Source organism: Allobosea sp. Root483D1 (assembly GCF_001429505.1).
Lineage (GTDB): Bacteria > Pseudomonadota > Alphaproteobacteria > Rhizobiales > Beijerinckiaceae > Allobosea.
In genome coordinates, this window is the sequence record NZ_LMJW01000004.1 from 159,201 (window position 1) to 185,076 (window position 25,876).

Below are 25,876 nucleotides of genomic sequence, written 5' to 3' on the forward strand. Positions count from 1 at the left end.
CTACCTCCGCCGCCCTCGCCTCTCTCCTGCCCCCTTCGGCCGCGCCTCCGGCACCGGGCCCATCTCATCGAGCGTCGGCTTGCGCGGTCTTGCCACGCTCGCCTTCGGCTTGCCCTCGCCGCCGCCCCAGTTGTGCGGGCCCATATCGGCGTCGGTCGGCTTGCGGGCGCGCGTCGGCAGATTGGCCGAGGCGCCGTAGCTGCGCTCGCCCCGGTACTTGCCGGCGGAGGCCTCGACATCGCTTTGGCGGGCGAGCGGGTCGTCGGCGATGGCGAGCTCGGTCGCCTGCAGGCGCTTGATCTCGTCGCGCATCCGGGCGGCGGTCTCGAATTCGAGATCGGCGGCGGCCTCGCGCATGCGCTTCTCGAGATCGGCGATCGCGGCCTTGAGGTTGTGACCAGAGGCCGGGATGTCGCTCAGGCCCTTGTCGACGGTGACGCGGTCGCGCTCATAGACCGAGCCGAGGATGTCGCCGATGGCGCGCTTGATCGTCTGCGGCGTGATGCCGTGCTCGGCGTTATAGGCCTCCTGCTTCTCGCGCCGGCGATTGGTCTCGGCCATCGCCCGCTCCATCGAGCCGGTGATGTGGTCGGCATAGAGCACGACCTTGCCGTCGACATTGCGGGCGGCACGGCCGATGGTCTGGATCAATGAGGTCTCGGAGCGCAGGAAGCCCTCCTTGTCGGCGTCGAGAATGGCGACGAAGCCGCATTCGGGGATGTCGAGGCCCTCGCGCAGCAGGTTGATGCCGACGAGGACGTCGAAGGCGCCGAGGCGCAGGTCGCGCAGGATCTCGATGCGCTCGATCGTGTCGATGTCGGAGTGCATGTAGCGCACGCGCACGCCGTTCTCGTGCAGGTATTCGGTCAGGTCCTCGGCCATGCGCTTGGTCAGCACGGTGACGAGGGTGCGGTAGCCCTTGGCGGCGACCTCCTTGACCTCGTCGAGGAGGTCGGCGACCTGGTGCTTGGCCGGGCGGATCTCGACCGGCGGGTCGATCAGCCCTGTCGGGCGGATGACCTGCTCGGTGAAGACACCGCCGGTCTGGTCCATCTCCCAGCCGCCGGGCGTGGCCGAGACATGGACCGAGGACGGGCGCATCGCATCCCATTCCTCGAAGCGCAGCGGCCGGTTGTCCATGCAGGAGGGCAGGCGGAAGCCGTATTCGGCCAACGTCGCCTTGCGGCGGAAGTCGCCTTTGTACATCGCGCCGATCTGCGGCACGGTGACATGGCTCTCATCGGTGAAGACGAGGGCGTTGTCGGGCAGGTACTCGAACAGGGTCGGCGGCGGCTCGCCCGGCTTGCGGCCGGTGAGATAGCGCGAATAGTTCTCGATGCCGTTGCAGGAGCCGGTCGCCTCGATCATCTCGATGTCGAAGGTGCAGCGCTGGTCGAGCCGCTGCGCCTCCAGATAACGGCCCATGCGGTTGAGTTCGTCGAGCCGGCCCTTGAGCTCCTGCTTGATCGACTTCACCGCCTGGTTCAGCGTCGGGCGCGGCGTGGTGTAGTGCGAATTGCCGTAGACCTTGATGAATTCGAGCTCGCCGGTCTTCTGGCCGGTGAGCGGATCGAACTCGGAGATGCTCTCGACCTCATCGCCGAACAGGCCGATGCGCCAGGCGCGATCCTCATAGTGGGCCGGGAAGAGCTCGACCGTGTCGCCGCGGACCCGGAACGAGCCGCGCGCGAAATCATGCTGGGTGCGCTTGTACTGCAGCGCCACCAGGTCGGCGATCAGCTGGCGCTGCTCGATGCGCTCGCCGAGCTTCAGCGAGAAGGTCATCGCCGTATAGGTCTCGACCGAGCCGATGCCGTAGATGCACGAGACCGAGGCGACGATGATGACGTCATCGCGCTCGAGCAGCGAACGCGTCGCCGAATGGCGCATCCGGTCGATCTGCTCGTTGATCGAGGATTCCTTCTCGATATAGGTGTCCGAGCGCGGGACGTAGGCCTCCGGCTGATAGTAGTCGTAATAGGAGACGAAGTACTCGACCGCGTTGTCGGGGAAGAAGCTTTTGAACTCGCCGTAGAGCTGCGCCGCCAGGGTCTTGTTCGGCGCCAGGATCAGCGCCGGACGCTGCGTCTTCTCGATCACCTGCGCCATCGTGAAGGTCTTGCCCGAGCCGGTGACGCCGAGCAGGACCTGATCGCGTTCCTGCCGGCGGACGCCGTCGACGAGATCGGCGATCGCGGTCGGCTGGTCACCGGCCGGCTCGAAATCCGACTGCATGCGGAAGCGCACCCCGCCTTCCGACTTCTCGGGACGCTCGGGCCGATGCGGTGTCCAGGGCTTGCCGGGCTCGATGAACGGGCTGCCGGTTTCGAGCAGCGCCTGCAGCGACTTCGCCGTCAGCGAGGCCGCGCTGTCGCTGTCGGGATCGAAGGCGGCATCGGCCTTCTTCGAGAGCTTGCGCGGCTTTGACTCGCCGGCGTCGCCCGGGCGTGCCTCGTAGCCGGCCTGCGGCGAGTCGCTGAAGCCGGAGGCGCCGCCCGGCACCGCCTTGCCACGGTTGATCGCCGGGTTGAGCAGGTCGGCGAGATAGCCTTCCAACGGCTTGAGATCCGGCTTGGTCGCCTTGGAATTGGGCGTGCGGGCGCTGGCGGGCTTCTTGGCCGCTTTGGCTTTGGCGGCGGCGGGCGGGCTGTCAGGCGTCTTGTCAGTGCTCTTGGGCATGGCCGGAATATGGGCGCGATTGGCCGTCGATGCGAGAGGGCGAGGCGCCGAAAGCGCCATTCTGGTGACAGGAGTTGACAGTAACCGCGCTGCTCGCATTAATTGCATCAATAACTAACAATCAACCATAAGGCGGCGACCATGTCGGGGGGCGGGGTCGGAGAGGGCGACGACGCTGTCGAAGCCTTCATTGCACGCTGGCGCGCCTCGGAAGGGGCGGAGCGGGCTGCCTATGCGCTCTTCCTGAGCGAGTTCTGCCGGCTGATCGGCGTCGAGCCGCCGCACCCACCGACGAGCGACGCCGAGGCGGTAACCTACCGCTTCGAGTATCCCGTCGCCTTCCGCGACGAAAGCGGCGCGGCGTCGACCGGCCGGATCGACCTCTACAAGAAATCGGGCTTCGTGCTGGAGGCCAAGCAGAGCCGCCTGCACGGTCAGATCAAGGAGATCCTGCCGGCGGGCGACAAGGTCGACGAGCCCATCGTCGCGCCGCGCGGCCGGCGCGGCGCCGACCGCGGCCTCGACGTCAAGATGCTGCACGCCAAGCGCCAGGCCGAGCATTACGCCCGCGCTCTGCCGGCCTCGCATGGCTGGCCGCCCTTCATCATCCTCTGCGATGTCGGGCACTGCTTCGAATTCTATGCGGACTTCTCCGGGCAGGGGAAGAACTACGCCCAATTTCCGGATCGGCATCGCTTCCGGGTCTATCTCGACGACCTGCGCGATCCTGCCATCCGGGCCCGGATCGCCCGCATCTGGCACGATCCGGCCTCGCTCGACCCCGCCCGCCAGGCGGCGCTGGCGACGCGCCAGATCGCCGAACGGCTTGCCGCCGTCTCGAAGGCACTGGAGCGCCGCTATGACGCCGAGGACGTCGCGCTGTTCCTGATGCGCTGTGTCTTCACCATGTTCGCCGAGGATGTCCGGCTGATCCCGGCCGACAGCTTCAAGCGAATGCTGCGGGACTGCCTCAGCGCGCCGAAGAGCTTCAAGCCGCTGCTCGAGGATCTCTGGCGCGCCATGGACAAGGGCGACTATTCCGCGGCCGTGCATGCCGAGATCAAGCGCTTCAACGGCCGCATGTTCGCCGAGCCGCAAGTGTTCGCGCTCGGCAGGGACGGCATCGCCGAACTGCTCGCCGCCGCCGAGCATGACTGGAGCCTGGTCGAGCCGGCGATCTTCGGTACCTTGCTCGAGCAGGCGCTGGAACCGGCCGAGCGCGCGCGGCTGGGCGCGCACTATACGCCGCGCGCCTATGTCGAACGGCTGGTCGTGGAGACCGTGATCGGCCCCTTGCGCGACGACTGGCGCGCGGTGCTCGCCGCTGCCCAGCAGGCGCGTGACGGCGGCAACGGCAAAGCCGCGCTCGCCTTGGTCGAAGCCTTCCACCGGCAGCTCAGCAAGACGCGCGTGCTCGATCCGGCCTGCGGAACCGGGAATTTCCTGCATGTCTCGCAGGATCTGATGAAGCGGCTGGAGGGCGAGGTGCTCGAAGTCGCGGCCGAACTCGGCGCAGCCGAGCAGCTCGGCGGCTTCGCGGAACGCGGGGTCGGGCCCGGCCAATTCTTCGGCATGGACCTCAACCGCCGCGCCGTGGCGATCGCCGACCTGATGCTCTGGATCGGCTATCTGCAATGGCATCTGCGCACGCGCGCCTTCGCCCCGCAGGAGCCGATTCTCGAGCAACTCGCCCAGATCGTCCCCGGCGACGCCTTGCTCGACTGGGATGACTGGCCGGTGCCGGCAGTCGAAGGCGGCCGCGAGGTCGTGCCGCGCAATCCGCGCCGGCCGGACTGGCCGGAGGTCGAGTTCATCGTCGGCAATCCGCCCTTCATCGGCGGCAAGGATCTGCGCGGGCGCCTCGGCGAGGGCTATGTCGGCGCGCTGCGTGCCGCCTACCCTCACATGAACGAGAGTGCCGACCTCGTCATGTACTGGTGGGATCGCGCCGCCGAACTGCTGGCCTTGCCCGACACGAAGCTCCGGCGCTTCGGCTTCGTCACGACCAATTCGATCACCCAGCTGTTCCAGCGCCGCGTGGTCGAGCGGCACCTCAGCGCCAGGCGGCCGATCTCGCTGCTGCTCGCGATCGCCGACCATCCCTGGACCAAGGCCGGCAAGGATGCCGCGGCCGTGCGGATCGCGATGACGGTCGCGGTGCTTGGCCAGCACGAGGGTCGGCTGCTCGACGTCGTCTCGGAGGCCGCGCTCGATACCGATCAGCCACGGATCGAATTGCGCGAGCGGCAGGGGCGGATCGGTTCGGACCTCTCGACGGGTCCGGACATGACGCGGACGACCCCTTTGCGTGCGAACGAAGGATTGAGCTCTCGCGGTGTGTCGCTCCACGGGGCCGGCTTCCTCGTCACCCCAGCCGCAGCGGAGGCGCTCGGGCTCGGCCACCGGCCAGGGCTCGACAACCACATCCGCCACTACCGCAATGGCCGCGACCTCACCGCGCGCTCGCGCGGCGTCCTGGCGATCGATCTGTTCGGACTGACCGCCGCCGAGGTGCGCGAACGCTTTCCGGAGGTCTATCAGCATCTGCGGCTGACGGTGGCGAGCGACCGGCAAGCACAGTTCGAGCTGTCGCCGACGGCTGATGCGCGCTCCTACCTGGCCCATTGGTGGCTGTTCGGAAAGCCACGGCAGGAGCTGCGCCCGGCTCTCGCGGGACTGCAGCGCTATATCGCGACCGTCGAGACGGCCAAGCACCGGGTCTTCCAGTTTCTCGATGTCAGCATCTTGCCGGACAACATGCTGGTCGCGGTCGCGCTGTCGGACGCCTTCCACCTCGGCGTGCTGTCATCGCGCATGCATTGCACCTGGGCCCTGCGCGCCGGTGGCTGGCTCGGCGTCGGCAATGACCCGCGCTACTCCAAATCGCGCTGCTTCGATCCGTTCCCGTTTCCCGATGCCGGCGAAGCGCAAAAGCAGGCGATCCGTGCTTCTGCCGAAGCACTCGACGCCCTCCGCAAGGAGGTACTGGAGCGACACCCAGACCTGACGCTGACCAAGCTCTACAATGTCCGCGAGGCGATCCTGGCCGGCACGCCCCTCTCCGCTTCCGAGGCCGATATCCGCGACCGTGGCCTCGTGCTGATCCTGAACGAGCATCACGAGACGATCGATGCCGCGGTCGCTGCCGCCTATGGGATACCGGCGAACGCCGAGGAGGAGGCGATTCTTGCTGCGCTCGTGACGCTCAACTCCGAACGGGCGCAACAGGAGACGCGCGGCGAGATGCGCTGGCTGCGGCCGGACTATCAGCGACCGCGTTTCGGCCGCAAGGGCGTGGCAGGCGAACAGATGACGGCGGCAGAGCTGCTTGTCATGCCGGCCCCAGCCAGGAAGCCGAGTTTCCCGGCACACCCGGTCGAAAGGGTCGCCGCCGTGCTCGCGCTCTTGGCCGTCTCGGCCGTGCCACTCGACGCGGAGACGATTGCCTTGCGCTTTGGTCAGGGGCTGAGGATCAGAGCGGCGGTGCAGGGGATTCTGATCTCGCTGGCCCGTGTCGGCGAGGTCTCGACCGGCGACAGTGGCGCGAGTTTCGCGCGGCGGCTCGTCGCGACGGGCTGACGATCACGCCCGCTTGCGCTCGTCCTCCCCTGTGATCTCGGCCTTCTTGCGCCGGGTCCAGTCTCGGCCCTCGCCACCGCCCCAGAGCAGCCAGGCGATGTACCCGGCCGAAGGCTCCTTTCCGTCGTCGAAACTCTTGGCCTGCTTGTCGACAGCGTGGCGGGCGAAGTAGCTGACCATGCACTCGATCGTCTCGGTGCCGCCCCGATTGAACTCCAGGCGCAGGCCCTTGCCGGCGTTCTCGGCGACGCGATGCGGCGGTGTCAGGTCGACATGGGGATGCTCATCGCTTCTCCCCGAGTTCACTGTGCGACTTCAGCGCGTAGCCGCCGCGCGGTTGCGTCACCAGATAGGCCGGGTTTTCCGGCGAGGCGTTACGGCGGACCTCCGTGCCCTTGATCGTGCGGGTCACGGGTTTGGTGAAGACCTGCTCAACACGGCCCTTGGCAGTATGAGCGCCCCAACGCCAGGTCACCTCGGCGCCTGTCTTGAATGTCGTCATCGCGTCGCGGCTCCGTGCTCTCCTGCTGGTGGAAACGTCGCGGCCATGATTTGGTTTCGGCGAAAAGCAGGGAGGTCAGGATGCGCCGGAGCGGCTTTTTCGGCGGCGCGCTGGTGCTGCTCATCTCGGCGAGCGCGGCCCAGGGCGTCGGCCCCGACTGGACCTATCTCGACGAGGACCCCGATTATCGCCAGGCGCGGCGCTGGATCGAGGAGAAGAACTATCAGCCGGCGATCGACAAGCTGATGGCTATCCTCGTCCGGCAACCGGACTCGCCGGTGCTGCTCAACTGGATCGCCTTCTCGCAGCGCAAGCTGAAGAACTATCCGGTCTCGAAGCAATTCTACGACGCCGCGCTCCTGCGCGACCCGACCTATCTGCCGGCGCTGGAATACCAGGGCGAATGGTTCATCGAGACCGGCGACATGGCGTCGGCCAAGGCCAATCTGGAGAAGCTCGCCAAGCTCTGCGGCCGTTGCCATGAATGGCAGGATCTCGACCAGGCGATCCGCAAGGCGGAGGCGAAATAGCGCCGTCATCCAAGCGTCACGACGCTGTCGCGCGAGTGCCACGGGAGAACGCGAAGCGGGGGCCGTCCCGTTTTTCCGCAACCGGAGCTCCACGCCATGCGTCTGCGCCTCGCCGCCGCCCTACTTCTGTCGTCCACCATGCTCGCCGGCGCACAGGATGCGCCAAAGGAGTTCCCGGCCAAGCTTGTCGGCCACGCGCTGCTGCCGGCCAACACCATCATCCCGGCCCCGGCCGATGCGCCGGCCGACCTCAAGGTCTCCGGCAAGTTCATCACCCCCGGCAAGCGCGTCGAGCAGGTCGGCACGGTGATGGGCACCTCGGGCGGCCGCCCGACCAGCCTCTCCACTCCCTTCGCCGGCCAGCCGGTGCAGGGCTTCTCCGGCATCCGCTCGCTCGGGAATGGCGAGTTCCTGGTACTGACCGACAACGGCTTCGGCGCCAAGGCGAACTCGCCGGACGCGATGCTGTTCTTCCACAAGCTCAAGGCCGACTTCAACACCGGCGCGGTCGAGCGCCTGTCGACCACCTTCCTGCACGACCCCGACAAGAAGGTGCCGTTCCGCATCGTTCATGAGGGCACCGAGAAGCGCTATCTGACCGGCGCCGATTTCGACCCGGAGTCGATCCAGCCGATCGGCGGCAAGTACTGGATCGGCGAGGAATTCGGCCCCTACCTGATCCGCGTCGACGCCAGCGGCAAGGTCGAGGCGGTGTTCGAGACCACGGTCGGCGGCAAGCCGGCCCGCTCGCCCGACCATTACGCCGTGACCACGCCGGCTGCGCCCAACCTGCCGGTCGAGTTCAATGTCCGCCGCTCCAAGGGCTATGAGGGCATGGCGCAGTCGCCGGATGGCCGCTTCCTCTACCCGCTGCTGGAAGGCCCGCTGTGGAATGCCGAGACCAAGGACAATGAAGAGGTCGACGGCAAGGAAGTGCTGCGCATCCTCGAATTCGACGTGCAGAACGAGAAGTGGACCGGCCGCTCCTGGTTCTTCCCGCTCGAGCAGAGGGGCCTTGCCATCGGCGACTTCAACATGATCGACGCGACCACCGCGCTGATCATCGAGCGCGACAATGGCGAAGGCACCGCCGACCGCGCCTGCACCGCCGACCAGAAGGGGCCGGACTGCTTCCACGACCTCGCCAAGTTCAAGCGCATCGTCAAGATCGAGATGACCGACGCCAATGTCGGCAAGAGCGTGCGCAAGGTCGGCTTTATCGACCTGATGAAGATCGCCGATCCTGACAGGAAGGCGAAGCAGGGCGCGATCGACGGCGTGCTGCCCTTCCCGTTCTTCACCATCGAGAATGTCGATGTGGTCGATCTCGCGGGCGGCATCATCGTCGTCGGCAACGACAACAACCTGCCGTTCTCGTCGTCGCGCGATCCGAAGAAGGCGGATGACAACGAGCTGGTGCTGCTCTCGGTCAAGGAACTGCTCACGGCCAAGTGAGCCAAGCGGCTCGCCGAAGTCACGGCGAAGTCGAATCCCGTCTTCATCAAGTTATCAGGCGTTTCATGGCCGGCTCGCGCCGGCCATGTCCGTTCATCGGGTAGTCCTTGAGTCGTTTCGGTAGCAGGCGTATAATGATTTTGACCAAGCGCCTCGTGCGCGAGGCGTAGTGGTTGGATGATCGTCACTGATGGAGGTGATCATGTTGACCGCGAATATGAGTGGAAAACGGCCGCAGGACTGGCTCAACCTGATCCTCGGCGCACTCCTGTTCATCTCGCCCTGGATGATGGGCTTCCTCGCCGACACCATGCCGACCCGCAATGCCTGGCTGGTCGGAGCCGTCCTTGCCCTGATCGCGATCGCGGCGCTCTCTGCCTTCGCCGAATGGGAGGAATGGGTGAATCTGGCGCTCGGCCTCTGGCTGATCGCCGCGCCCTGGGTGCTCGGCTTCGCCGGCAATACCGGCGCCTTCCGGACGCATCTGGTGCTCGGGCTGCTGACGGCGTTCGTCTCAGCCTGGGCCGTCTGGAACTACCGGCACGAGCCGCACGCCGCGGCCTGAACGATCGGCCAGAACCAGCGGCGATATCGGTGCGGAGCGGCCTGCGTCTGCTCCGCACCATTCTTGATAGACGGGCCTTGGAACAATCGCCGCTCGCCCTTGTTTCCCCAACGGGCGGGCTCGTCCTGCACCTGCCCGATTGGAGGGTGTCATGCGCAAGAACCCTTGGGTCCTGCTCGGTCTGATCGTTGCCGCGCTCATCGTGGCGGAAGCCGCTGCCGCGCAGCCCGCTCAGACACAGCGTCAGCGGGCGCCGGGCGTGCCGATGGCGCCGAATGCGAGCGAGGTTCAGAAGCTTGAGCCGCGCTCCGACCGCGTCGAAGCGAGGCGTGAGCGCCAGCAACTGGCGCGCGACCGCTCGGCGCCTCCGGAGCCTAATCGCGAGATTCCGATGCCGAAGCCGGTGCCGTCGATCATGGCGCCCGCCCGCTAGAGATCGCGGCTCCTGATTCAGATTCGGGTAAGGCTCGCCGCCTATGGTCGCGGCGAGGAGCCCTACCTATGAGTGAAATGTCGGTCGCGATCGCGCAAAGCCTGATCAGCATGAAGTCGGCTGCGACGCAGCAGGCGCTGCAGATCGAGATGGTCAAGCAGAACGCCGATTCCGATCAGGCGCTGGTTGCCATGCTACAGCAGGCGTCCGAGCAGCAGCAGGCGACGCTCCCCGCTGGCCAGGGCGCCAATCTCGACATCACCGCCTGATTTTCCGACGTCTGCGCTTGCAATGCCCGCCGCGCATGGCGGCGCGGCGCAAAGCCGTGGTCCTTTGCCAGTTGCGCCCAGATCACGACGGTTCTAACCTCCGCCTTGTTCCGAGGGGTGCTCGCAAGAGCTGAGATGGCCTGACGGCCGAACCCATCGAACCTGATCCGGGTCATACCGGCGGAGGGACTGGAACGCGGCTGCGCCACAAATGCATCCGCAGACAGCAACTGGACCGTCAGACGCCCCGGATCTCCTGAACCTGAGAGGGAGGAGATCCTAGACATGAACGCCCACACCAAACCCCAGAAGAACAGCGTCAAGGCCGCCCCGCAAAGCGTCACGACCGGCCCGGTCATCGGTTCGCGCAAGATCTACGTCGCGCCGCCCGAGCATCCCGAGATGCGCGTGCCCTTCCGCGAGGTGATGCTCAGCACCGATGCCGAGCCGCCGGTGCGCATCTACGACCCGTCCGGCCCCTATACCGAAACCGATGCCAAGATCGACCTGAACCAGGGCCTGCCGCAGCCGCGCCGCGCCTGGCTCGATGCGCAGGGCTTCCAGATCGCGCCCGGCCGGGCCGTCACGGCGGCCGACAACGGCCATATCAGCGAGGCGCAACTTGTCCCGGCCTGCCCGGCGCAGCGCCCCATCCTCGAGGCCAGGCCCGGCCAGATGGCGACGCAATACGAGTTCGCCAAGGCCGGCATCGTCACCCCCGAGATGATCTATGTCGCCCATCGCGAGAATCTTGGTCGTGCCGCCATGCTGGAGGGCGCCAAAGAGCGCCATGCCGACGGCGAGAGCTTCGGCGCCTCGGTGCCCGAATTCGTCACCCCCGAATTCGTCCGCGAGGAGATCGCGCGTGGGCGCGCCATCATCCCGGCCAACATCAACCATCCCGAGCTCGAGCCGATGGCGATCGGCCGCAACTTCCTGGTCAAGATCAACGCCAATATCGGCAATTCCGCCGTCACCTCCGGCGCCGCCGAGGAGGTCGAGAAGCTGGTCTGGGCGATCCGCTGGGGCGCCGACACGGTGATGGACCTGTCGACTGGCCGCAACATCCACAACATCCGCTCCTGGATCCTCAGAAACTCGCCGGTCCCGATCGGCACGGTTCCGATCTACCAGGCGCTGGAGAAGGTCGGCGGCGATCCGATCAAGCTCGACTGGGATGTGTTCAAGGACACGCTGATCGAGCAGGCCGAGCAGGGCGTCGACTATTTCACCATCCATGCCGGCGTGCGTCTTCCTTATGTCCCCCTCACTGCATCCAGGGTGACCGGCATCGTCTCGCGCGGCGGCTCGATCATGGCGCGCTGGTGCCTGGCGCATCACAAGGAGAGCTTCCTCTACGAGCGCTTCGACGAGATCTGCGAGATCATGCGGCGCTACGACGTCTCGTTCTCGCTCGGCGACGGCCTGCGCCCCGGCTCGATCGCCGATGCCAATGACCGCGCCCAGTTCGCCGAATTGGAGACCTTGGGCGAACTCACCAAGATCGCCTGGGACAAGGGCTGCCAGGTGATGATCGAGGGCCCCGGCCATGTGCCGATGCACAAGATCAAGGAGAACATGGACAAGCAGCTGCGCGAATGCGGCGAGGCGCCGTTCTATACGCTCGGACCGCTGACCACCGACATCGCGCCGGGCTATGACCACATCACCTCCGGCATCGGCGCGGCGATGATCGGCTGGTTCGGTTGCGCCATGCTCTGCTACGTCACGCCGAAGGAGCATCTCGGCCTGCCGGACCGCGACGACGTCAAGACCGGCGTCATCACCTACCGGATCGCGGCGCATGCCGCTGACCTCGCCAAGGGCCATCCGGCCGCGAAGATCCGCGACGATGCGGTCTCGCGCGCCCGTTTCGACTTCCGCTGGGAGGACCAGTTCAACCTGGCGCTGGATCCGGACACGGCCCGCGCTTACCACGACGAGACCTTGCCGAAGGACGCCCACAAGGTCGCGCATTTCTGCTCGATGTGCGGGCCCAAATTCTGCTCGATGAAGATCACGCAGGACCTGCGCGCCGAGGTGCTGGCGATGGGCGACAACGAGCGCGCGGCGCTCGAAGCGATGGCCACCGATCAAGCGGCAGCGCGGATCGAACAACAGAGAGCTGAGGGCATGGCGGCGAAGTCGGAGGAATTCTTGAAGAAGGGCGGCAATCTCTATCTGCCGGCGGCCGAATGAGAACGACATTGTCCATGGAACGGCTCGACGCCGCCCGCGTTGCCTCCGTCCTCGCCCGCGTTGCGGAAATCCGCCCCCGGGTGCAGTGCCTCACCAACACGGTGGCGCAGAATATCACCGCCAACATGCTCCTCGCCTTCGGCGCGATACCCTCGATGGCGATCCATGTCGACGAGGTCGCGGCGATGGCGGAGGGCGCCGGCGCGATCCTGATCAATATCGGCACGATCAACGCCGAGAGCGAGCTCGCCATCCCCAAGCTGCTGGAGGTGGCGCGCGATCGGGCCAAGCCTGTCATCTTCGACCCGGTCTTCGTCGAGCTCTCGCCGCTGCGCCGGCATGTCGCCGGGCAGGTGCTGCGCCTGCCGGATATCCTGGTGCGCGGCAACGCGACTGAGATGGCGGCGCTCGCCTTCGATCTCGCAGCGGCAGAGGGCGTCACCCGTGTCACCACCGGCAAGGTCGACCAGATCGAGAGCGGAGAGAGAAGCTTCTCCGTCGCGCACGGCCACCCGCTGATGACGAGGGTCACCGGCATCGGCTGCGCCGCCGGCGCGCTGATCGCGGCTTGCTGCGCCGTCGAGGCCGACAAGGCGGTCGCGGCGGCGGCGGCCTTGACCGCCTATGGCATTGCCGGTGAAATCGCGGCCGAGCGCTGTCGCGGCCCGGGCAGCTTCGAGGTCGAGCTGATCGACGCGGTCGCGGCGATGGACGCGGCGACGCTGGCCGCACGGATGGAAATCGGACAATGAGTGTCGACATCACCCTCTACGGCATCGTCGATCCGCAGATCGCCAATGGCCGCTCCATGGCCGATATGGCGCGCGCCGCGGTCGAGGGTGGTGCGACGCTGATCCAGCTGCGCGCCAAGACCGAAACGACGCGCGAGATGGTGCGCGAGGCGCGCGCCATCCGCTCGGCCCTGCACGGCACCAATGTGCCGCTGCTGATCAACGACCGCGTCGACGTCGCGCTCGCCGCCGGCGCCGATGGCGTCCATCTCGGCGCCGACGACATGAAGCTGCTCGATGCCCGCCGCTTGCTCGGCCCGCGCGCCATCATCGGCGCGACGCTGAAGCACGAGGGCGAGTTGCCGGAGCTCGCCGCCGCGAAGATCGACTATGCCTGCATCGGCGGCGTCTTTGCGACCGCGCACAAGGACAATGCCGGTGTGGCGCTCGGCCTCGACGGGCTCGCCGCCTTGCGCCAGGCGGCAGCGCGTGCGCTCGGCGCCCTGCCGGTCGGGGGCATTGCCGGCATCACCGCCGCCAATGCCGGCCTGACCATCGCAGCTGGCGCCGACGGCGTCGCCGTGATCGGCGCGCTCTTCGGTGGCGATGATATCGTGGCGGCGGCGCGCGATCTCAGGCTCGCGGTCGAGACCGCCCTGTCGGAGCGGGTTGCGCTGAGCGCCTGATCAGGGCTTCAGATACATATCCCAGCAGGGCGCCAGCGCGACCTTGCTGCGGCCCTCCAGCGCCCGGGCGAAGTGCTCGAAAATGGCCGCGCGATTTGATGTCAGCGGACATTTCGGCGCCAGGATCGCATCGGTCTGGCGCAGGCTCTCGAGCATCTGCGTCTCGAGTCTCGGGGTACTGCGCGTCGGGTCGATGCCGATCGGAACATGACGGGGCGGTCGGCGGTCGAGCAGGTAGTTTAGCACATCGACGAAATCGAGCGTGAAGACACCGTTGAGTTCGCGCTTGTTGGCCTGCTCCCAGGCCTTGATCGCTTTGAGCCCCTGCTCGATCTCGAGCAGCCAGATCGCGTGGTGGTCGATCTCCGAATAGGGCATCAGCGAGGGCTGCTGCCCCGTCGCGGCGAGATCGGCATAGGCCGGCTGATGCCTGGCGTAATGCCGCAGCATGATCGGCGCGCGCTCGGCGATCTCGTCCTTGACGCTCACCCGTCCGAGCTTGCCGACATCCTCGACATCGAGCGGCAGGTAGGTCGGGGCCCCGAGAGAGGCCCGGGCGCTGCGCTCGACGAAGATCAGGGCGGAGGGCACCGCGACCATGCAGAGCAGAAGCAGCACCCATGTCCGCAAGCCGTCGTCGCGCCGGCGCCAGGCGAGCAGGAGCGTGAGCAGGATCGGCCAGAGCCCGATGAATTCGAGGCTGCCGGTATTCTGGGTCTCGAAGAAGGTGAGGGCCAGCAAGGCGACGGCGAGCCACCCCCCGGGTGAGACGGCGAAGCTTCGCAGCCACGACGCCATGCTTGTCGGCTTCGCCCGCCAGGCCACATAAGCGAGCAGGCCGATGAGGACGAGCGTCGGCGCGATCACCTCGAACTTGAACGAGGCCACCGTGAGGAAGCGCGGCAGCAGCGCGCCCGTGTTGAGTTTCAGCAGGATCAGGATGTCGTCGAGATAGGCCCGGGTCAGCCCGCCCGTCGCAAGATCGATAATGGCGAGCGCGCCAATCGCCGCAGCGGCGGCAAGACAGGCGTCGCGCAGGCGCATCCGGCCGGTGAGCACGGCATAGCCGACCAGCATCGCCCCGGCGACGGCGCCGGTGACCTTGACCAGGAACAGCGTCAGCATCAGCGCCGCGACGAGACACGTCGTCAGCGCCCGTTCCCGCGCGAACATCAACACCGCGATCAGCACATAGAGCAGCAGCGAGGCATGACGGTTGTAATGGCCATAGCCGTCGAAGCCAGGCAGCGGATAGACCTCGTGCAGGTTGATCGGCAGCGAGGCGAAAAGCAGGAAGGGTAAGAGCAGCGCCAGCGCGAGCCTGCGTGAAGACCGCGCGACATGGAAGACGAGGACCGCCAGCAGCGGCAGCGCGATCGGCAGCAGGCCCCAGTTCGCGGTCAGCAGCGGATGCGCGTTCGGGAACAGCCGGTCGAGCCCGGCGACGAGATAATAGCCGAGCGGGCCGAGCGGCGCGAAGAAGTCGATGTTCGGGACTTGGCCGTCGCGGATGCGCTGGGCCGCGTCCAGATAGACCGCAGTATCCCAGTAATACGACCCGAGCGGCAGACGCAGCGGCAGCAGCAGGCCGGCCAGGACGAAGGCGAGGAAGGCTGCCAGCCAGAGCGCGGGGCTGGTCCAGGGGCGCGCGGCGACGAGCCTCTGCGCGGCTCTGGCGGCGGCCGGCCGGTCCGTGCTCACGCTCATGGTCCGTTCCATCGTCACGCACGGCGAAGTAGCAGAAGAATCTTACCGCGCCCCTTCCCGACAAGATGAAAAGCGGGTTTACCTCGATTGGACAGGCGACGCGGCGGCCCCGGCGCGAGGTCGTCTCGGTGGAGACGGATCAGGAATCCACGATATCCGCGAAGCGCTTAGGTAGTGTAAAGCCGTGGCCGAGCGGATCGTTCGCCTCGATGACGAAGCTGCCTTCGCCTGCGAGGTGCCCCTGTCCGCCGACCTCAACCGTCACCGCGCCCGCGACGGGGAAATCGACTGGGCCGATCACCTTTCCAGTGAAGGTGCCGCCGGTGATGCTACGTATTCGGCGACTCTGACCGGTCGGGATCAGCCCCTTGGCGTGATCCAGTGCCATCCGGGCGGTGACGCCCGAGCCGGTCGGCGAGCGGTCGATCTGGCGCTCAGCGAAGACGCAGAGGTTGAAGCTGTCCTGATCCGGCCCGGCCTCGTCGGTGACGATCGTGCCATAGAGGAAGCCGAGATCGGGCTCGGTGGGATGCTTGATCGTGACGCTCGCCCGGACCTGGTCGGTCAGCGCGCTCGCCGCCGCGACGATCTCCTCGACCGGCGTCTGCATCAGGTCGAGCCGCAAGCGCGAGGCCGGCAGGATGCAGTAATAGGCGCCGCCATAGGCGATGTCGGTGATAACCTCGCCATGGCCAGGCACCTCGACGGAAAGGTCGCGCGCTTCGACGAAGGCCGGCACGCTCTCGAAGCTGACAGCTCCGACCTTCCCGCCTTCGACCTCGCAGGCGAGGCGCACCAGCCCGCAGGGCGCCTCGATGGCGAAGCGGGTGACCGGCCCGGTCGCCTTCACCAGCCCCTGCTCGATCGCATAGCGGCCGAGCGCGATGGTCGCGTGGCCGCACATGGTCGAATAGCCCTCATTATGCGTGAACAGCACGCCGAAGGCCGCTTCGGGATGGCTCGCCGCGACCGGGATGACGCCGTACATGCCGTCATGGCCGCGCGGCTCGAGCATCAACGCGCGGCGTAAGTGGTCGTAGCGCTCGCGGGCCTGCCGGCGCTTGTCGAGGATCGTCGCGCCGTCGAGCGCGGGATAGCCTGACGTGACGATGCGCACCGGCTCGCCGCAGGTGTGGTAGTCGATGTAAGCGAGCCGCGTCACAGCAGCCCGCGTTTGGCGAGGTTGCGCATCAGATGCGAGGCGCCGAAGCGCCAGGGCTCGCATTCGTCGGTGCGGCGCATCCGGTTGACCAGCGCGCCGAGCTCGGGCGCCGAGATGGTGACGACGTCGCCGTATTTATGGGTGAAGCCGCCGCCGACCGAGTCGCGATCCTTGATCGGAGCGAACATGGTGCCGAGATAGAGCACTGCCCCGTCCGGATACTGGTGGTGCGGGCCGATCATCTGGGCGGCGAGATCGGCCGGGTCGCGACTGATCATGGCGATCGAGGACGAGCCTTCGAGCGTGAAACCGTCCTCGCCCTCGACGGTGAGGTTCACCGTCGTCTTGCGGATATGGTCGAGCGAGAAATCGCGGTCGAAGAAGCGGATGAACGGGCCGATCGCGGCAGCCGCATTGTTGTCCTTGGCCTTGCCGAGCAGCAGGGCCGAGCGGCCCTCGACATCGCGCAGGTTGACGTCGTTGCCGAGGGTAGCGCCGACGATCCGCCCATCCGAGGCGACGACGAGCACGATCTCAGGCTCGGGATTGTTCCAGCTCGAGGCCGGATGCAGGCCGGCATCGGCGCCGGTGCCGACCGCCGACATCGGCGGCGCCTTGGTGAAGATCTCGGCGTCCGGCCCGATGCCGACCTCGAGATACTGGCTCCAGCTGTTCTGGGCGATCAGCACCTCCTTCAGCTTCATCGCCTCGGGCGAGCCGGGCTTCAGCTTGGAGAGGTCGTCGCCGATGAGCTTGCCGATCTCGGTGCGGATTTCGGCGGCGGCCGCCGGGTTGCCGCGGGCCTTCTCCTCGATGACGCGTTCCAGCATCGAGACCGCGAAGGTGACGCCGGCGGCCTTGACCGCCTGCAGGTCGACCGGGGCGAGCAGCCAGGGTTTGCCGTCATTGCGGGCGGTGACCGAGCTGTTGGCAAGGAGATCGGCGAGCGAGCCCAGGTTCTCGCCGCTGGCGGCGCGTAGCGCTACTGCTGGATCGGCCGCCTCGCAGAGGTCGCGCATGGTCGGGAAGGCCGCGGTGACGTCGATGACCGCGTCGCCCTCCAGCCTGACCACGGACGGGCCGGCGAGATCAGGCCGCCAGATGCGGCCCGCCAGCGCGGCGCGGTCGGCATCGGCCGGCAATGTGTTGGCGGGCGTGAGCGAGAGCGGCGGCATGGCTGATCCGGGTTGTGTGCAGTGTACAGGGCGCCAGGGAGAACAGCCGCTTCCGCGCAAAATCGCAAGTGCGCCGATGCGCGTCCACAGCGGGGCGGAAATGTCATCGTTTTGTCATTGAACTGTCGCCCCGGCTTCATGCTAGCTTGCGCACCAACGACAAGAACGCCCGCGCATACCGGGGGCTGAGAGGGAGCTGATCATGACCTTCAAATTGAAGACCCTGACCGCCGTCGGCGCCTTTGCGCTGGCCGCCGCTTCGCCGGCTCTGGCGCAGACCGAAATCCAGTGGTGGCACGCCATGACCGGCGCCAACAACGACGTCGTCGTCAAGCTGGCCGAGGAGTTCAACGCCTCGCAGAAGGACTACAAGGTCGTCGTCGCCTATAAGGGTTCCTATCCCGACACGCTGAACGCCGGCATCGCCGCCTTCCGCGCGGGCAACGCCCCGCACATCATGCAGGTCTTCGAGGTCGGCACCGCGACGATGATGTCGGCTAAGGGTGCGATCAAGCCCGTCGCCGACGTGATGAAGGACGCTGGCGAAAGCTTCGATCCGAAGAGCTATCTGCCGGCGATTACCGGCTACTATTCGACGACGAAGGGCGACATGCTCTCCTTTCCGTTCAACTCGTCCTCGATGGTGATGTGGTACAACAAGGACGCGTTGAAGAAGGCCGGCCTGCCGGAGGCCCCGCCGAAGACCTGGCCGGAGGTGTTCGAGGCGGCCAAGAAGCTTAAAGCTGCCGGCTGGGACAAGTGCGGCTTCTCGACGGCATGGACGACCTGGGCCAACATCGAGCAGCTCGGCGCCTGGCACAACGTGCCTGTTGGCACCAAGGCCAACGGCTTCGACGGCTTCGACACCGAGTTCCGCATCAACGGCGACCTCTTCGTCAAGCATCTGACCAATCTGGCCGAGCTGCAGAAGGACAAGACCTTCGATTATTCCGGTCGCACCAACACCGGCGAGGGCCGCTTCACCTCGGGCGAATGCCCGCTCTTCCTGACCTCCTCCGCCTTCTTCGGCAACGTCAAGGCCAACGCCAAGTTCGACTGGTCGAACGCGCCGATGCCGTATTATCCGGAAGTCGCCGGCGCGCCGCAGAACTCGATCATCGGCGGCGCTTCGCTCTGGGTCATGGGCGGCAAGAAGGCCGATGAGTACAAGGGCGTCGCCAAGTTCTTCACCTTCCTCTCGGATGTCGATCGGCAAGTGAAGCTGCACACCGAGTCGGGCTACCTGCCGATCACCAAGGCTGCCTATGAGAAGGTCAAGGCGTCGGGCTTCTACAAGCAGAACCCCTATCTCGAGACCCCGCTGCTCGAGCTCAACAACAAGGAGCCGACCGACAACTCGCGCGGCGTGCGCTTTGGCGGGCTGGTCCAGATCCGCGATATCTGGTCGGAGGAGATCGAGGCGGCCCTGAACGGCCAGAAGACGCCGAAGGCGGCGCTCGACGCGGCCAATGAGCGCGGCAACCAGGCGCTGCGCCAGTTCGAGCGCACTGCCGCCCGTTGATCATCACGATGCGCGAGTCGTCCCGGACGTAGCGCAGCGAAGATCCGGGACCCATGCCCGAAGCATTCTGGCATGGGTCCCACGTCTCCCTTCGGTCACCCGGGACGACAAGCGCAAACCAGGCCGCCGGATGCAGAAATACGCTCACTTCAAGGGGCTGACGATCCCGCTGCTGCTGCTCCTGCCGCAGCTCGCGATCACCGTCGTCTTCTTCTATTGGCCGGCGAGTCAGGCTGTCTGGCAGAGCTTCCTGATGCAGGATGCTTTCGGCATCTCGACCGAGTTTGTCTGGTTCGAGAACTATCGCGATCTGTTCGCGAAGCCTGAATACTACAAGGCGCTGATCAACACCGGCATCTTCTCGGTCTTCGTCGCGCTGTTTTCACTCTCGCTGGCGCTGCTCTTTGCGGTGATGGCCGATCGGAAGCTTCGTGGCGTCGAAATCTACAAGACGCTGCTGATCTGGCCCTACGCCGTCGCGCCCGCCATTGCCGGCGTGCTCTGGATGTTCATGTTCGATCCCTCGCTCGGCATGCTCGCTCGCGGCCTGCAATCGCTCGGCGTCAACTGGAACCCGCGCCTCAACGGCAATGATGCGATGACGCTCGTCATCCTCGCGGCGACCTGGAAGCAGATCTCCTATAATTTCCTGTTCTTCCTCGCCGGCCTGCAATCGATCCCGAAGAGCGTGATCGAGGCGGCGGTGATCGACGGTGCCCGGCCGATGCGGCGCTTCTGGACCATCATCTTCCCGCTGCTGTCGCCGACGACCTTCTTCCTGCTCGTCGTCAACCTCGTCTATGTCTTCTTCGACACCTTCGGCATCATCGACACCGTCTCGGGCGGCGGTCCTTCCGGGGCCACCACTACCCTGGTCTACAAGGTCTTTTCCGACGGCAAGGGTGGCACCAATCTCGGCGGCTCGGCAGCGCAGTCGGTGATCCTGCTGATCATGGTCATCGGCATGACCGCGTTCCAGTTCCGCTTCATCGAGCGGAAGGTGAACTACTGATGGGCTCCGTACTCTGGCAGGAGCTCACCGCCGAGGAATTGCGCGAGAAGGCGGCGAAGGACGCCGTCGTCGTGCTGCCGGTCGCGTCGATGGAGCAGCACGGCCCGCATCTGCCGGTTGGCGTCGACACCATCCTGTGCGGCGGAGTCTGCAAGCTCGCAGCCGAGCGCGCCGGCGATGTCGATGTCGTCGTAGCGCCGACGCTCTGGTGCGGCATGGCCGAGCACCACATGGCCTTCGGCGGGACCTTCACCTTCGACATCCCGACCTACCGCGCCGTCCTGCTCGCATTGCTGAAGAGCATAGAGCGCCACGGCTTCCACCGTGTCGTCATCGTCAACGGCCATGGCGGCAACATCGCCGCGCTCGCCGCTTTCCTGCCGGACTTCGCCCGCGAGACCTCGCTCCAGGTCCGTGCCACCACCTATTTCCTGCTGGCGCAGGAAGCGATGGCGCCGTTCATGCAGGATCAGGTCAGCGTGCTGCATGCCTGCGAGGTCGAGACCTCGATGATGATGGCGCTGGCGCCGGAGATGATCAGGCACGAGCGGCTCGCCGAGGCGTTCGGCATGCTGGGCGCTGACCTCACCGCGCTGACGCGTCCAACCGTCGGCCGCTACCAGCCCTTTCGCCAGATGACCGAGACCGGCGTCATCGGCGATGCCCGCAAGGCGACGCCCGAGAAGGGCAATGCCTTCCTGGAGGCTTCGGCGGAGGCGCTGGCGAAGCTCCTCAGTGAGCGTGGAGGACAAGGCTGATGGTCGAGGACCGCCGCCTCGGCGATGCGATCGCCTATATCATCCTGACGATCGGCGTGCTCATTTGCGCCTTTCCGGTCTGGCTGACCTTCGTCGCCTCGACCTGGGACAACGCCACCATCATCAACGGGCAGTTGCCGCTCTATCCCGGGCCGCACTTCTTCGAGAACTACTACCGCATCCTGTTCGTCGGCACTTCAGGCTCCACCCGCGAGCCGGTGGCAAGCATGATGCTGAACTCCTTCATCATGGCGATGACGATCGCGCTGGGTAAGATCTTCATCTCGGTGCTCTCGGCCTACGCCATCGTCTATTACCGCTTCCCGTTCCGGATGGCGGCGTTCTGGATCATCTTCGTCACGCTGATGCTCCCCGTCGAGGTCCGCATCTTCCCGACCTTCAAGGTCGTCTCCGATCTCGGCATGCTCGACAGCTATCAGGGCCTGGCCGTGCCTCTGATCGCTTCGGCGACCGGCACGCTGCTGTTCCGGCAGTTCTTCATGACCATTCCGGACGAACTGCTGGAGGCGTCCAAGATCGACGGCGCCGGCCCATTCAAGTTCTTCAAGGATACGGTGCTGCCGCTGTCGCTGACCACGATCGCGGCGCTGTTCGTCATCCAGTTCATCTATGGCTGGAACCAGTATCTCTGGCCGCTGCTGATCACGACCAAGGACTCGATGCAGACCATCGTGATCGGCATCCGCAAGATGATCACCACCTCCGACGCCCTGACCGAATGGCAGCTCGCCATGGCCACCGCCATGCTCGCCATGCTGCCGCCGGTCCTGGTCGTCATCGCCATGCAGAGGCTCTTCGTGAAGGGCCTCGTCGAGACAGAGAAGTAGCCCGCCCATGGCTCAGGTCACGCTCAACAACGTCAAGAAGATCTATGCCGGTGGCGTCGAGGCGGTGAAAGGCGTCTCCTTCGACATCCCCGATGGTGGCTTCTGCGTCCTCGTCGGCCCCTCCGGCTGCGGCAAGTCGACCTTGCTGCGCATGGTCGCTGGGCTCGAGACGATCTCGGCCGGCGAGGTCGCGATCGGCAGCCGCGTCGTCAACCAGGTCGAGCCGGCCGACCGCGACATCGCCATGGTCTTCCAGAACTACGCGCTCTATCCGCATATGAGCGTCTACGACAACATGGCCTATGGGCTGCGCAACCGCGGCACGCCCAAGGACGAGATCGACAAGCGCGTGCAGGAAGCGGCGCGCATCCTCGCCATCGAGCCCTTCCTGCAGCGAAGGCCGCGCCAGCTCTCCGGCGGCCAGCGCCAGCGCGTCGCCATGGGCCGCGCCATCGTGCGCAAGCCCCAGGTCTTCCTGTTCGACGAGCCGCTCTCCAACCTCGACGCCAAACTGCGCGTGCAGATGCGCGTCGAGATCAAGAAGCTGCAGCGCGCGCTCGGCGTCACCGCGATCTACGTCACTCACGACCAGGTCGAGGCGATGACGCTCTCCGACAAGCTCGTGGTGATGAATGGCGGCCAGGTCGAGCAGATCGGCGTGCCATCGGAAGTCTACCGCAAGCCGGCGAGCCGCTTCGTCGCGACCTTCATCGGCTCACCGCCGATGAACCTGCTGCCGGCCAAGGTCGATGGGCACGGCATCATCGCGCTCGGCGATGCCCTCCTGCAGGCGCGCGATCTGCGCGAGGACCTGCCCGCCGGCACCGCCGTCGAGGTCGGCCTGCGACCGGAGGACATCGAGATCGCCTCGGAGGGCGCCGCAGGCTCGCTGCCCTTCGATGTCGAGTTCATCGAGGAACTCGGCGCGACCCAGCTTTTCCACGGTCAGCTCGCCGGCAAGCCCTTCGTCATGCAGGCGGCGACCGGCGAAGTCGCAGCGCAGGCCGGGCGGCTGTGGATTTCGGTCAATCCCGACAAGGTCCACGTCTTCGACGCGGATAGCGGCGTCAGGCTGGGGAAGGCCTGAGATCAGGCGTCATGCTCGGGCGAAGACCCGAGCATCTCAGCCAGCATGGGGCGCCAGTAGGCGCCTCTCGTCCAGAGTTTCTCGGGTCTGCGCTTCGCTCCGCCCGAGAATGACGGCAGCTTCGCTCAGCTCACCGGCGCGTACTTCACCACGCAGCCATAGGCCTTGGTCGCGGGTTCCGAGACGGCCTTGCCAGCCTTGAGCTCGGCTATCGCCTGACGGACATAGCTCTTGGCTCCGGTCAGGCTGGAGGCACTCGATGACGGCTTGTCGTCGATCGCCCCGGCATAGGCGAGCGTGCCCTTGGGGTCGATGATGTACATGTGCGGTGTCGTCTGGGCGCCATAGGCACGGGCCAGCTGGCTCTTCGGGTCGAGCAGGATCGAGGCCGGCGCGGCGTCGCGCGTCTTGGTCAGCTCCCTGGCCTTGGCCGCGTCGACATGGCCCTGCTCGCCGGCGGGCGAGGAGATCACCGAGAGCCAGACGATGCCGTCCTTGGCCATGTCCTTCTGCAGGCTCTGCATGGTCGCGCTGTTGTAGTGCTTCCGCACATAGGGGCAGTCATGGTTGGTCCATTCGAGGACCACCGTCTTGCCGGCATAGTCCGAGAGCTTCTGCAGCTTGCCGTCGACGTCGACGACCGAGAAATCGGGAGCCTTGGCGCCGGGCTTCGCCGCGTTCTGGGCCAAAGCGGCGCCGGAGGCGAGCGCCAGTGCGGTGGCGGTAAGGCCGGCGATGAAGATCTGTCTGGTCACGTCTGTCATGTCTGTCTCCATGGGTCGGTGGCAGATGGGTCGGCGTGGGCGTGATCTTATCGTGCGGTGGCGGTCTTCACCTCGCGGCCGGCGGCGCGCTCGGCGGCGCTCACCACGGTCTCAGGCGTCAGCAATTGCGGCAGCACCTCCGCCTGTGCACCCTTCGTACCCGGATAGAACAGATAGAGCGGAACGCCGGCGCGGCCGTACTCGGCCAGTGTCGCGGCGATCGTCGCATTGCGATTGGTCCAGTCGGCCTTGAGATAGGCGACGCCGAGCTTGGCGAAAGCGTCTTTCACCTCCTGCCGCGACAGCGCGACCCGGTCGTTGGCGAGGCAGGTGATGCACCAGGCGGCGGTGAAATTGACGAAGACCGGCTTGCCCTGCCCCTGCAATTCGACGACCCGCGCCGGCGACCAGACGCCGGGCGCATCCGTCCCGGCCTGCGCGGTAGGCTGCACCGATGGCGTCGCGCTCTCGATCACGAAGGCCGAGGTCGCGCCGACGAGCAGGATGGCGGCTACAGCCGCGACGGCGCGCAAGGCTCGGCCACTGCCGCGCGTCACGCCGACCAGCCAGAGCGCGAAACCGGCGACGAGGATCGCGACCAGCGCCGCGAGCGCCCCGTCGGCACCGGCCTGCATGGTTGCGACCCAGATCAGCCAGATCGCGGTCGCGAACATCGGGAAGGCGAAGGCCTGCTTCAGGATGAGCATCCAGCGGCCCGGCTTCGGCAGCAGCCGCAGCAGGCCGGGCGCAAAGGAGAGCGCGACGACGGGCGCGGCGAAGCCGAGGGCCAGCGCCATGAAGATCGACAGCGCCGCGCCCGGCGGCTGCGTCAGCGCATAGCCCATCGCCGCGCCCATGAACGGGGCGGTGCAGGGCGTCGCGACGACGACGGCGAGCGCGCCGGTCATGAAGGCACCGACCGGACCGCTCCGGCTGGCGAGCCCGTCGCCGACGCCTTGCAGCTTGCCGCCGATCTCGAAGGCGCCGATCAGGTTGAAGCCGATCAGCGTCATCAGCACGGCGAGCAGGATGACGAGCGGCGGCGACTGCAATTGGAAGCCCCAGCCGGCGCCGAGTGCGATCACAGCTGCACCCAGCACGAAGAAGGTCGCGAGCACGCCGGCGAGGAAGAGCAGGCCCTGTTGGCGCACTTCGCTGCGGCTCGCCTGCGCGACTTGCGCGAAGCCGAGCGCCTTGATGAACAGCACCGGCAGCACGCAGGGCATCAGATTGAGGATCAGCCCGCCGGCAAAAGCAAAGGCCAGCGCCAGCCAGATCGTCAGGTCTTCGGCCGGAGGCGGCGGCAGCGTCACCTTGGCCGGCGCCTGCGCCGGAGCGGCTACTGCCTGCAGCAGGGCCGGCTCGACTTCGGCGCTGAGCGCAAGGGCGCGCTTGTTGCCGCCCTCCGCGAAGGTGAGCACGCCGTCGGTCGCCGGCGTTCCGACCTTGAAGGCGGTGGAACGGGTGAGGGTAAGCGCGCCGTTCTCGACGGGCTGCTCGGCCGCATGCTCGATCAGCGTGTCCAGGACCGGGAAGAAGCGGACATCGCTGGCGCCGGCCGGCAGGCCGGGCAAAGTGAGCGCGAGCTTGTCCTCGCCCTTCGCCGTCAGCTTGCCAGTGAAACCTGCCGGCTTCGGCAGGGCGGCGCGGGCCTCATCGATCCGCGCCTCGGCAGCGGTGTCGACAGTGCCGGCTGCCGCGATCGGCAGGTCGAGCTTGAACGCGCCTTCTTCGGGAATGCAGATCTTCTCGCAAACCAGCCAGGTCGCCTTGGCCGAGAGCGTCAGCGTCTCGCCCGGCTTGGCATTGGCCGGGACCGAGATCTCGACCGGCAGCACGACATTGTCCTCGAAGCCGAAATTGACGAGCGGCTCGACCCGGATCGCCTTGGGCGTCGGCCACTGGATCGTGCCGGCGCTCACCCCCTCCGGCAGCGTCCACTCGATACGGGTCGCTTCGCCGGAATCGCCGGGGTTCTGCCAGTAGCTGTGCCAGCCCGGCGCGAGCTTCTGGGTGAGGGCGACCTGGAAGCGCTCGCCCGGCGCGACGGCGTCGCGACTCGACAGCAAGGTGGCGGTGACACGCGGCGAGGTCACGGGAGCGGATTCGGCGGCGAGCAACGGCGTGGGCGCCAGCAAGGCCAGCGCCATGGTGGCGCGCTGCAACAGCCGGATTGCGGTCCGGCGCGGAAGACTTGTCGCGGTCATGCCGAT

The 25,876-nt window shown here is 66.6% G+C and carries 22 protein-coding genes and 1 riboswitch; of the genes, 14 read left to right on the forward strand and 8 right to left on the reverse strand.

All coding sequences use genetic code 11. The features are described 5' to 3' along the window. The gene (uvrB, locus tag ASE66_RS07805) at positions 1–2,679 is read right to left on the reverse strand and encodes an excinuclease ABC subunit UvrB (protein ID WP_057189244.1); all 2,679 of its coding nucleotides are present in this window, start codon (positions 2,677–2,679) and stop codon (positions 1–3) included. Between the two features lie 141 nt (positions 2,680–2,820). On the opposite strand from uvrB, the gene ASE66_RS07810 reads away from it, so the two are divergent. Beyond that, complete coding sequence (locus ASE66_RS07810) at positions 2,821–6,258, forward strand: class I SAM-dependent DNA methyltransferase (protein WP_057189053.1); 3,438 nt, start codon at positions 2,821–2,823, stop codon at positions 6,256–6,258. Positions 6,259–6,261: 3 nt separating this feature from the next. Here the strand turns inward: ASE66_RS07810 and ASE66_RS07815 are convergent, their stop codons facing one another. Further along, a complete protein-coding gene (locus ASE66_RS07815; RefSeq protein WP_057189054.1) occupies positions 6,262–6,564 on the reverse strand; it encodes a hypothetical protein in 303 nt (100 codons plus the stop codon). Then, positions 6,542–6,760 carry a DUF2945 domain-containing protein gene (locus ASE66_RS07820; RefSeq protein ID WP_057189055.1) on the reverse strand — a complete coding sequence of 73 codons (219 nt, stop codon included), beginning with the start codon at positions 6,758–6,760 and terminating at the stop codon, positions 6,542–6,544. Before ASE66_RS07820 ends, ASE66_RS07815 begins: the two co-directional genes overlap by 23 nt. Positions 6,761–6,840: 80 nt before the next feature. Here ASE66_RS07820 and ASE66_RS07825 point away from each other — a divergent pair, with 80 nt between their 5' ends. From ASE66_RS07825 to thiE, 8 genes are all read left to right on the forward strand, one after another. Then, positions 6,841–7,290, forward strand: a complete 450-nt coding sequence (locus ASE66_RS07825) for a tetratricopeptide repeat protein (RefSeq protein ID WP_057189056.1) — start codon at positions 6,841–6,843, stop codon at positions 7,288–7,290. A 96-nt stretch (positions 7,291–7,386) separates the two neighbouring features. Beyond that, positions 7,387–8,745: an esterase-like activity of phytase family protein gene (locus tag ASE66_RS07830; protein ID WP_057189057.1), complete on the forward strand. Its 1,359-nt coding sequence runs from the start codon at positions 7,387–7,389 to the stop codon at positions 8,743–8,745. 202 nt (positions 8,746–8,947) lie between these two features. Beyond that, positions 8,948–9,310 (forward strand): SPW repeat protein, encoded by a 363-nt coding sequence (locus ASE66_RS07835; protein ID WP_057189245.1) that lies wholly within the window; start codon positions 8,948–8,950, stop codon positions 9,308–9,310. 151 nt (positions 9,311–9,461) lie between these two features. Continuing rightward, on the forward strand, positions 9,462–9,743 hold the full coding sequence (locus ASE66_RS07840; RefSeq protein WP_057189058.1) for a hypothetical protein: 282 nt from the start codon (positions 9,462–9,464) through the stop codon (positions 9,741–9,743). A 68-nt stretch (positions 9,744–9,811) separates the two neighbouring features. After that, the gene (locus tag ASE66_RS07845; protein ID WP_156412061.1) at positions 9,812–10,012 is read left to right on the forward strand and encodes a hypothetical protein; all 201 of its coding nucleotides are present in this window, start codon (positions 9,812–9,814) and stop codon (positions 10,010–10,012) included. 103 nt (positions 10,013–10,115) lie between these two features. Then, a riboswitch (TPP riboswitch) is annotated at positions 10,116–10,219 on the forward strand. Positions 10,220–10,297: 78 nt separating this feature from the next. Then, the gene (thiC, locus tag ASE66_RS07850; protein WP_057189060.1) at positions 10,298–12,211 is read left to right on the forward strand and encodes a phosphomethylpyrimidine synthase ThiC; all 1,914 of its coding nucleotides are present in this window, start codon (positions 10,298–10,300) and stop codon (positions 12,209–12,211) included. A 14-nt stretch (positions 12,212–12,225) separates the two neighbouring features. Continuing rightward, entirely contained in the window at positions 12,226–12,963 is a 738-nt protein-coding gene (locus tag ASE66_RS07855) for a hydroxyethylthiazole kinase (protein WP_057189061.1), read from the forward strand. Beyond that, positions 12,960–13,628, forward strand: coding sequence for a thiamine phosphate synthase (gene thiE / locus ASE66_RS07860; protein ID WP_057189062.1), 669 nt, complete (start codon positions 12,960–12,962; stop codon positions 13,626–13,628). The genes ASE66_RS07855 and thiE overlap by 4 nt, the downstream gene beginning before the upstream one ends. Here thiE and ASE66_RS07865 read toward each other — a convergent pair whose 3' ends face one another. The 3 genes from ASE66_RS07865 to ASE66_RS07875 all read right to left on the reverse strand — a co-directional run bounded on the left by ASE66_RS07865 (position 13,629) and on the right by ASE66_RS07875 (position 17,672). Continuing rightward, positions 13,629–15,335, reverse strand: coding sequence for a hypothetical protein (locus tag ASE66_RS07865; RefSeq protein ID WP_057189063.1), 1,707 nt, complete (start codon positions 15,333–15,335; stop codon positions 13,629–13,631). It abuts the gene before it with no gap. A 139-nt stretch (positions 15,336–15,474) separates the two neighbouring features. Continuing rightward, positions 15,475–16,497: a proline racemase family protein gene (locus ASE66_RS07870; RefSeq protein WP_057189064.1), complete on the reverse strand. Its 1,023-nt coding sequence runs from the start codon at positions 16,495–16,497 to the stop codon at positions 15,475–15,477. Further along, positions 16,494–17,672 carry a fumarylacetoacetate hydrolase family protein gene (locus ASE66_RS07875; RefSeq protein WP_057189065.1) on the reverse strand — a complete coding sequence of 393 codons (1,179 nt, stop codon included), beginning with the start codon at positions 17,670–17,672 and terminating at the stop codon, positions 16,494–16,496. The genes ASE66_RS07870 and ASE66_RS07875 overlap by 4 nt, the downstream gene beginning before the upstream one ends. Before the next feature lie 202 nt (positions 17,673–17,874). Between ASE66_RS07875 and ugpB the strand changes: the two genes are divergently transcribed. From ugpB to ASE66_RS07900, 5 genes are all read left to right on the forward strand, one after another. Continuing rightward, positions 17,875–19,194, forward strand: coding sequence for a sn-glycerol-3-phosphate ABC transporter substrate-binding protein UgpB (ugpB, locus tag ASE66_RS07880; protein WP_057189066.1), 1,320 nt, complete (start codon positions 17,875–17,877; stop codon positions 19,192–19,194). 130 nt (positions 19,195–19,324) lie between these two features. Continuing rightward, entirely contained in the window at positions 19,325–20,206 is an 882-nt protein-coding gene (ugpA, locus tag ASE66_RS07885; protein WP_057189067.1) for a sn-glycerol-3-phosphate ABC transporter permease UgpA, read from the forward strand. Then, positions 20,206–20,964 carry a creatininase family protein gene (locus ASE66_RS07890; RefSeq protein ID WP_057189068.1) on the forward strand — a complete coding sequence of 253 codons (759 nt, stop codon included), beginning with the start codon at positions 20,206–20,208 and terminating at the stop codon, positions 20,962–20,964. The genes ugpA and ASE66_RS07890 overlap by 1 nt, the downstream gene beginning before the upstream one ends. Then, on the forward strand, positions 20,964–21,812 hold the full coding sequence (gene ugpE, locus ASE66_RS07895; RefSeq protein WP_057189069.1) for a sn-glycerol-3-phosphate ABC transporter permease UgpE: 849 nt from the start codon (positions 20,964–20,966) through the stop codon (positions 21,810–21,812). The genes ASE66_RS07890 and ugpE overlap by 1 nt, the downstream gene beginning before the upstream one ends. A 7-nt stretch (positions 21,813–21,819) precedes the next feature. Then, positions 21,820–22,899: a sn-glycerol-3-phosphate import ATP-binding protein UgpC gene (locus tag ASE66_RS07900; protein WP_057189070.1), complete on the forward strand. Its 1,080-nt coding sequence runs from the start codon at positions 21,820–21,822 to the stop codon at positions 22,897–22,899. A 125-nt stretch (positions 22,900–23,024) separates the two neighbouring features. Here ASE66_RS07900 and ASE66_RS07905 read toward each other — a convergent pair whose 3' ends face one another. Continuing rightward, a complete protein-coding gene (locus ASE66_RS07905; RefSeq protein ID WP_057189071.1) occupies positions 23,025–23,663 on the reverse strand; it encodes a thioredoxin family protein in 639 nt (212 codons plus the stop codon). A gap of 47 nt (positions 23,664–23,710) precedes the next feature. Beyond that, complete coding sequence (locus tag ASE66_RS07910) at positions 23,711–25,870, reverse strand: protein-disulfide reductase DsbD family protein (protein ID WP_057189072.1); 2,160 nt, start codon at positions 25,868–25,870, stop codon at positions 23,711–23,713. Positions 25,871–25,876: the final 6 nt, after the last annotated feature.

What these genes read in the sequence shown, in the direction of transcription:
- uvrB (WP_057189244.1), bottom strand. Translation starts at nt 2,679, where the DNA reads ATGCCCAAGAGCACTGACAAGACGCCTGACAGCCCGCCCGCCGCCGCC.
- ASE66_RS07810 (WP_057189053.1), top strand. Translation starts at nt 2,821, where the DNA reads ATGTCGGGGGGCGGGGTCGGAGAGGGCGACGACGCTGTCGAAGCCTTC.
- ASE66_RS07820 (WP_057189055.1), bottom strand. Translation starts at nt 6,760, where the DNA reads ATGACGACATTCAAGACAGGCGCCGAGGTGACCTGGCGTTGGGGCGCT.
- ASE66_RS07825 (WP_057189056.1), top strand. Translation starts at nt 6,841, where the DNA reads ATGCGCCGGAGCGGCTTTTTCGGCGGCGCGCTGGTGCTGCTCATCTCG.
- ASE66_RS07830 (WP_057189057.1), top strand. Translation starts at nt 7,387, where the DNA reads ATGCGTCTGCGCCTCGCCGCCGCCCTACTTCTGTCGTCCACCATGCTC.
- ASE66_RS07835 (WP_057189245.1), top strand. Translation starts at nt 8,948, where the DNA reads ATGTTGACCGCGAATATGAGTGGAAAACGGCCGCAGGACTGGCTCAAC.
- ASE66_RS07840 (WP_057189058.1), top strand. Translation starts at nt 9,462, where the DNA reads ATGCGCAAGAACCCTTGGGTCCTGCTCGGTCTGATCGTTGCCGCGCTC.
- ASE66_RS07845 (WP_156412061.1), top strand. Translation starts at nt 9,812, where the DNA reads ATGAGTGAAATGTCGGTCGCGATCGCGCAAAGCCTGATCAGCATGAAG.
- thiC (WP_057189060.1), top strand. Translation starts at nt 10,298, where the DNA reads ATGAACGCCCACACCAAACCCCAGAAGAACAGCGTCAAGGCCGCCCCG.
- ASE66_RS07855 (WP_057189061.1), top strand. Translation starts at nt 12,226, where the DNA reads ATGGAACGGCTCGACGCCGCCCGCGTTGCCTCCGTCCTCGCCCGCGTT.
- thiE (WP_057189062.1), top strand. Translation starts at nt 12,960, where the DNA reads ATGAGTGTCGACATCACCCTCTACGGCATCGTCGATCCGCAGATCGCC.
- ASE66_RS07865 (WP_057189063.1), bottom strand. Translation starts at nt 15,335, where the DNA reads ATGAGCGTGAGCACGGACCGGCCGGCCGCCGCCAGAGCCGCGCAGAGG.
- ASE66_RS07875 (WP_057189065.1), bottom strand. Translation starts at nt 17,672, where the DNA reads ATGCCGCCGCTCTCGCTCACGCCCGCCAACACATTGCCGGCCGATGCC.
- ugpB (WP_057189066.1), top strand. Translation starts at nt 17,875, where the DNA reads ATGACCTTCAAATTGAAGACCCTGACCGCCGTCGGCGCCTTTGCGCTG.
- ugpA (WP_057189067.1), top strand. Translation starts at nt 19,325, where the DNA reads ATGCAGAAATACGCTCACTTCAAGGGGCTGACGATCCCGCTGCTGCTG.
- ASE66_RS07890 (WP_057189068.1), top strand. Translation starts at nt 20,206, where the DNA reads ATGGGCTCCGTACTCTGGCAGGAGCTCACCGCCGAGGAATTGCGCGAG.
- ugpE (WP_057189069.1), top strand. Translation starts at nt 20,964, where the DNA reads ATGGTCGAGGACCGCCGCCTCGGCGATGCGATCGCCTATATCATCCTG.
- ASE66_RS07900 (WP_057189070.1), top strand. Translation starts at nt 21,820, where the DNA reads ATGGCTCAGGTCACGCTCAACAACGTCAAGAAGATCTATGCCGGTGGC.
- ASE66_RS07905 (WP_057189071.1), bottom strand. Translation starts at nt 23,663, where the DNA reads ATGACAGACGTGACCAGACAGATCTTCATCGCCGGCCTTACCGCCACC.
- ASE66_RS07910 (WP_057189072.1), bottom strand. Translation starts at nt 25,870, where the DNA reads ATGACCGCGACAAGTCTTCCGCGCCGGACCGCAATCCGGCTGTTGCAG.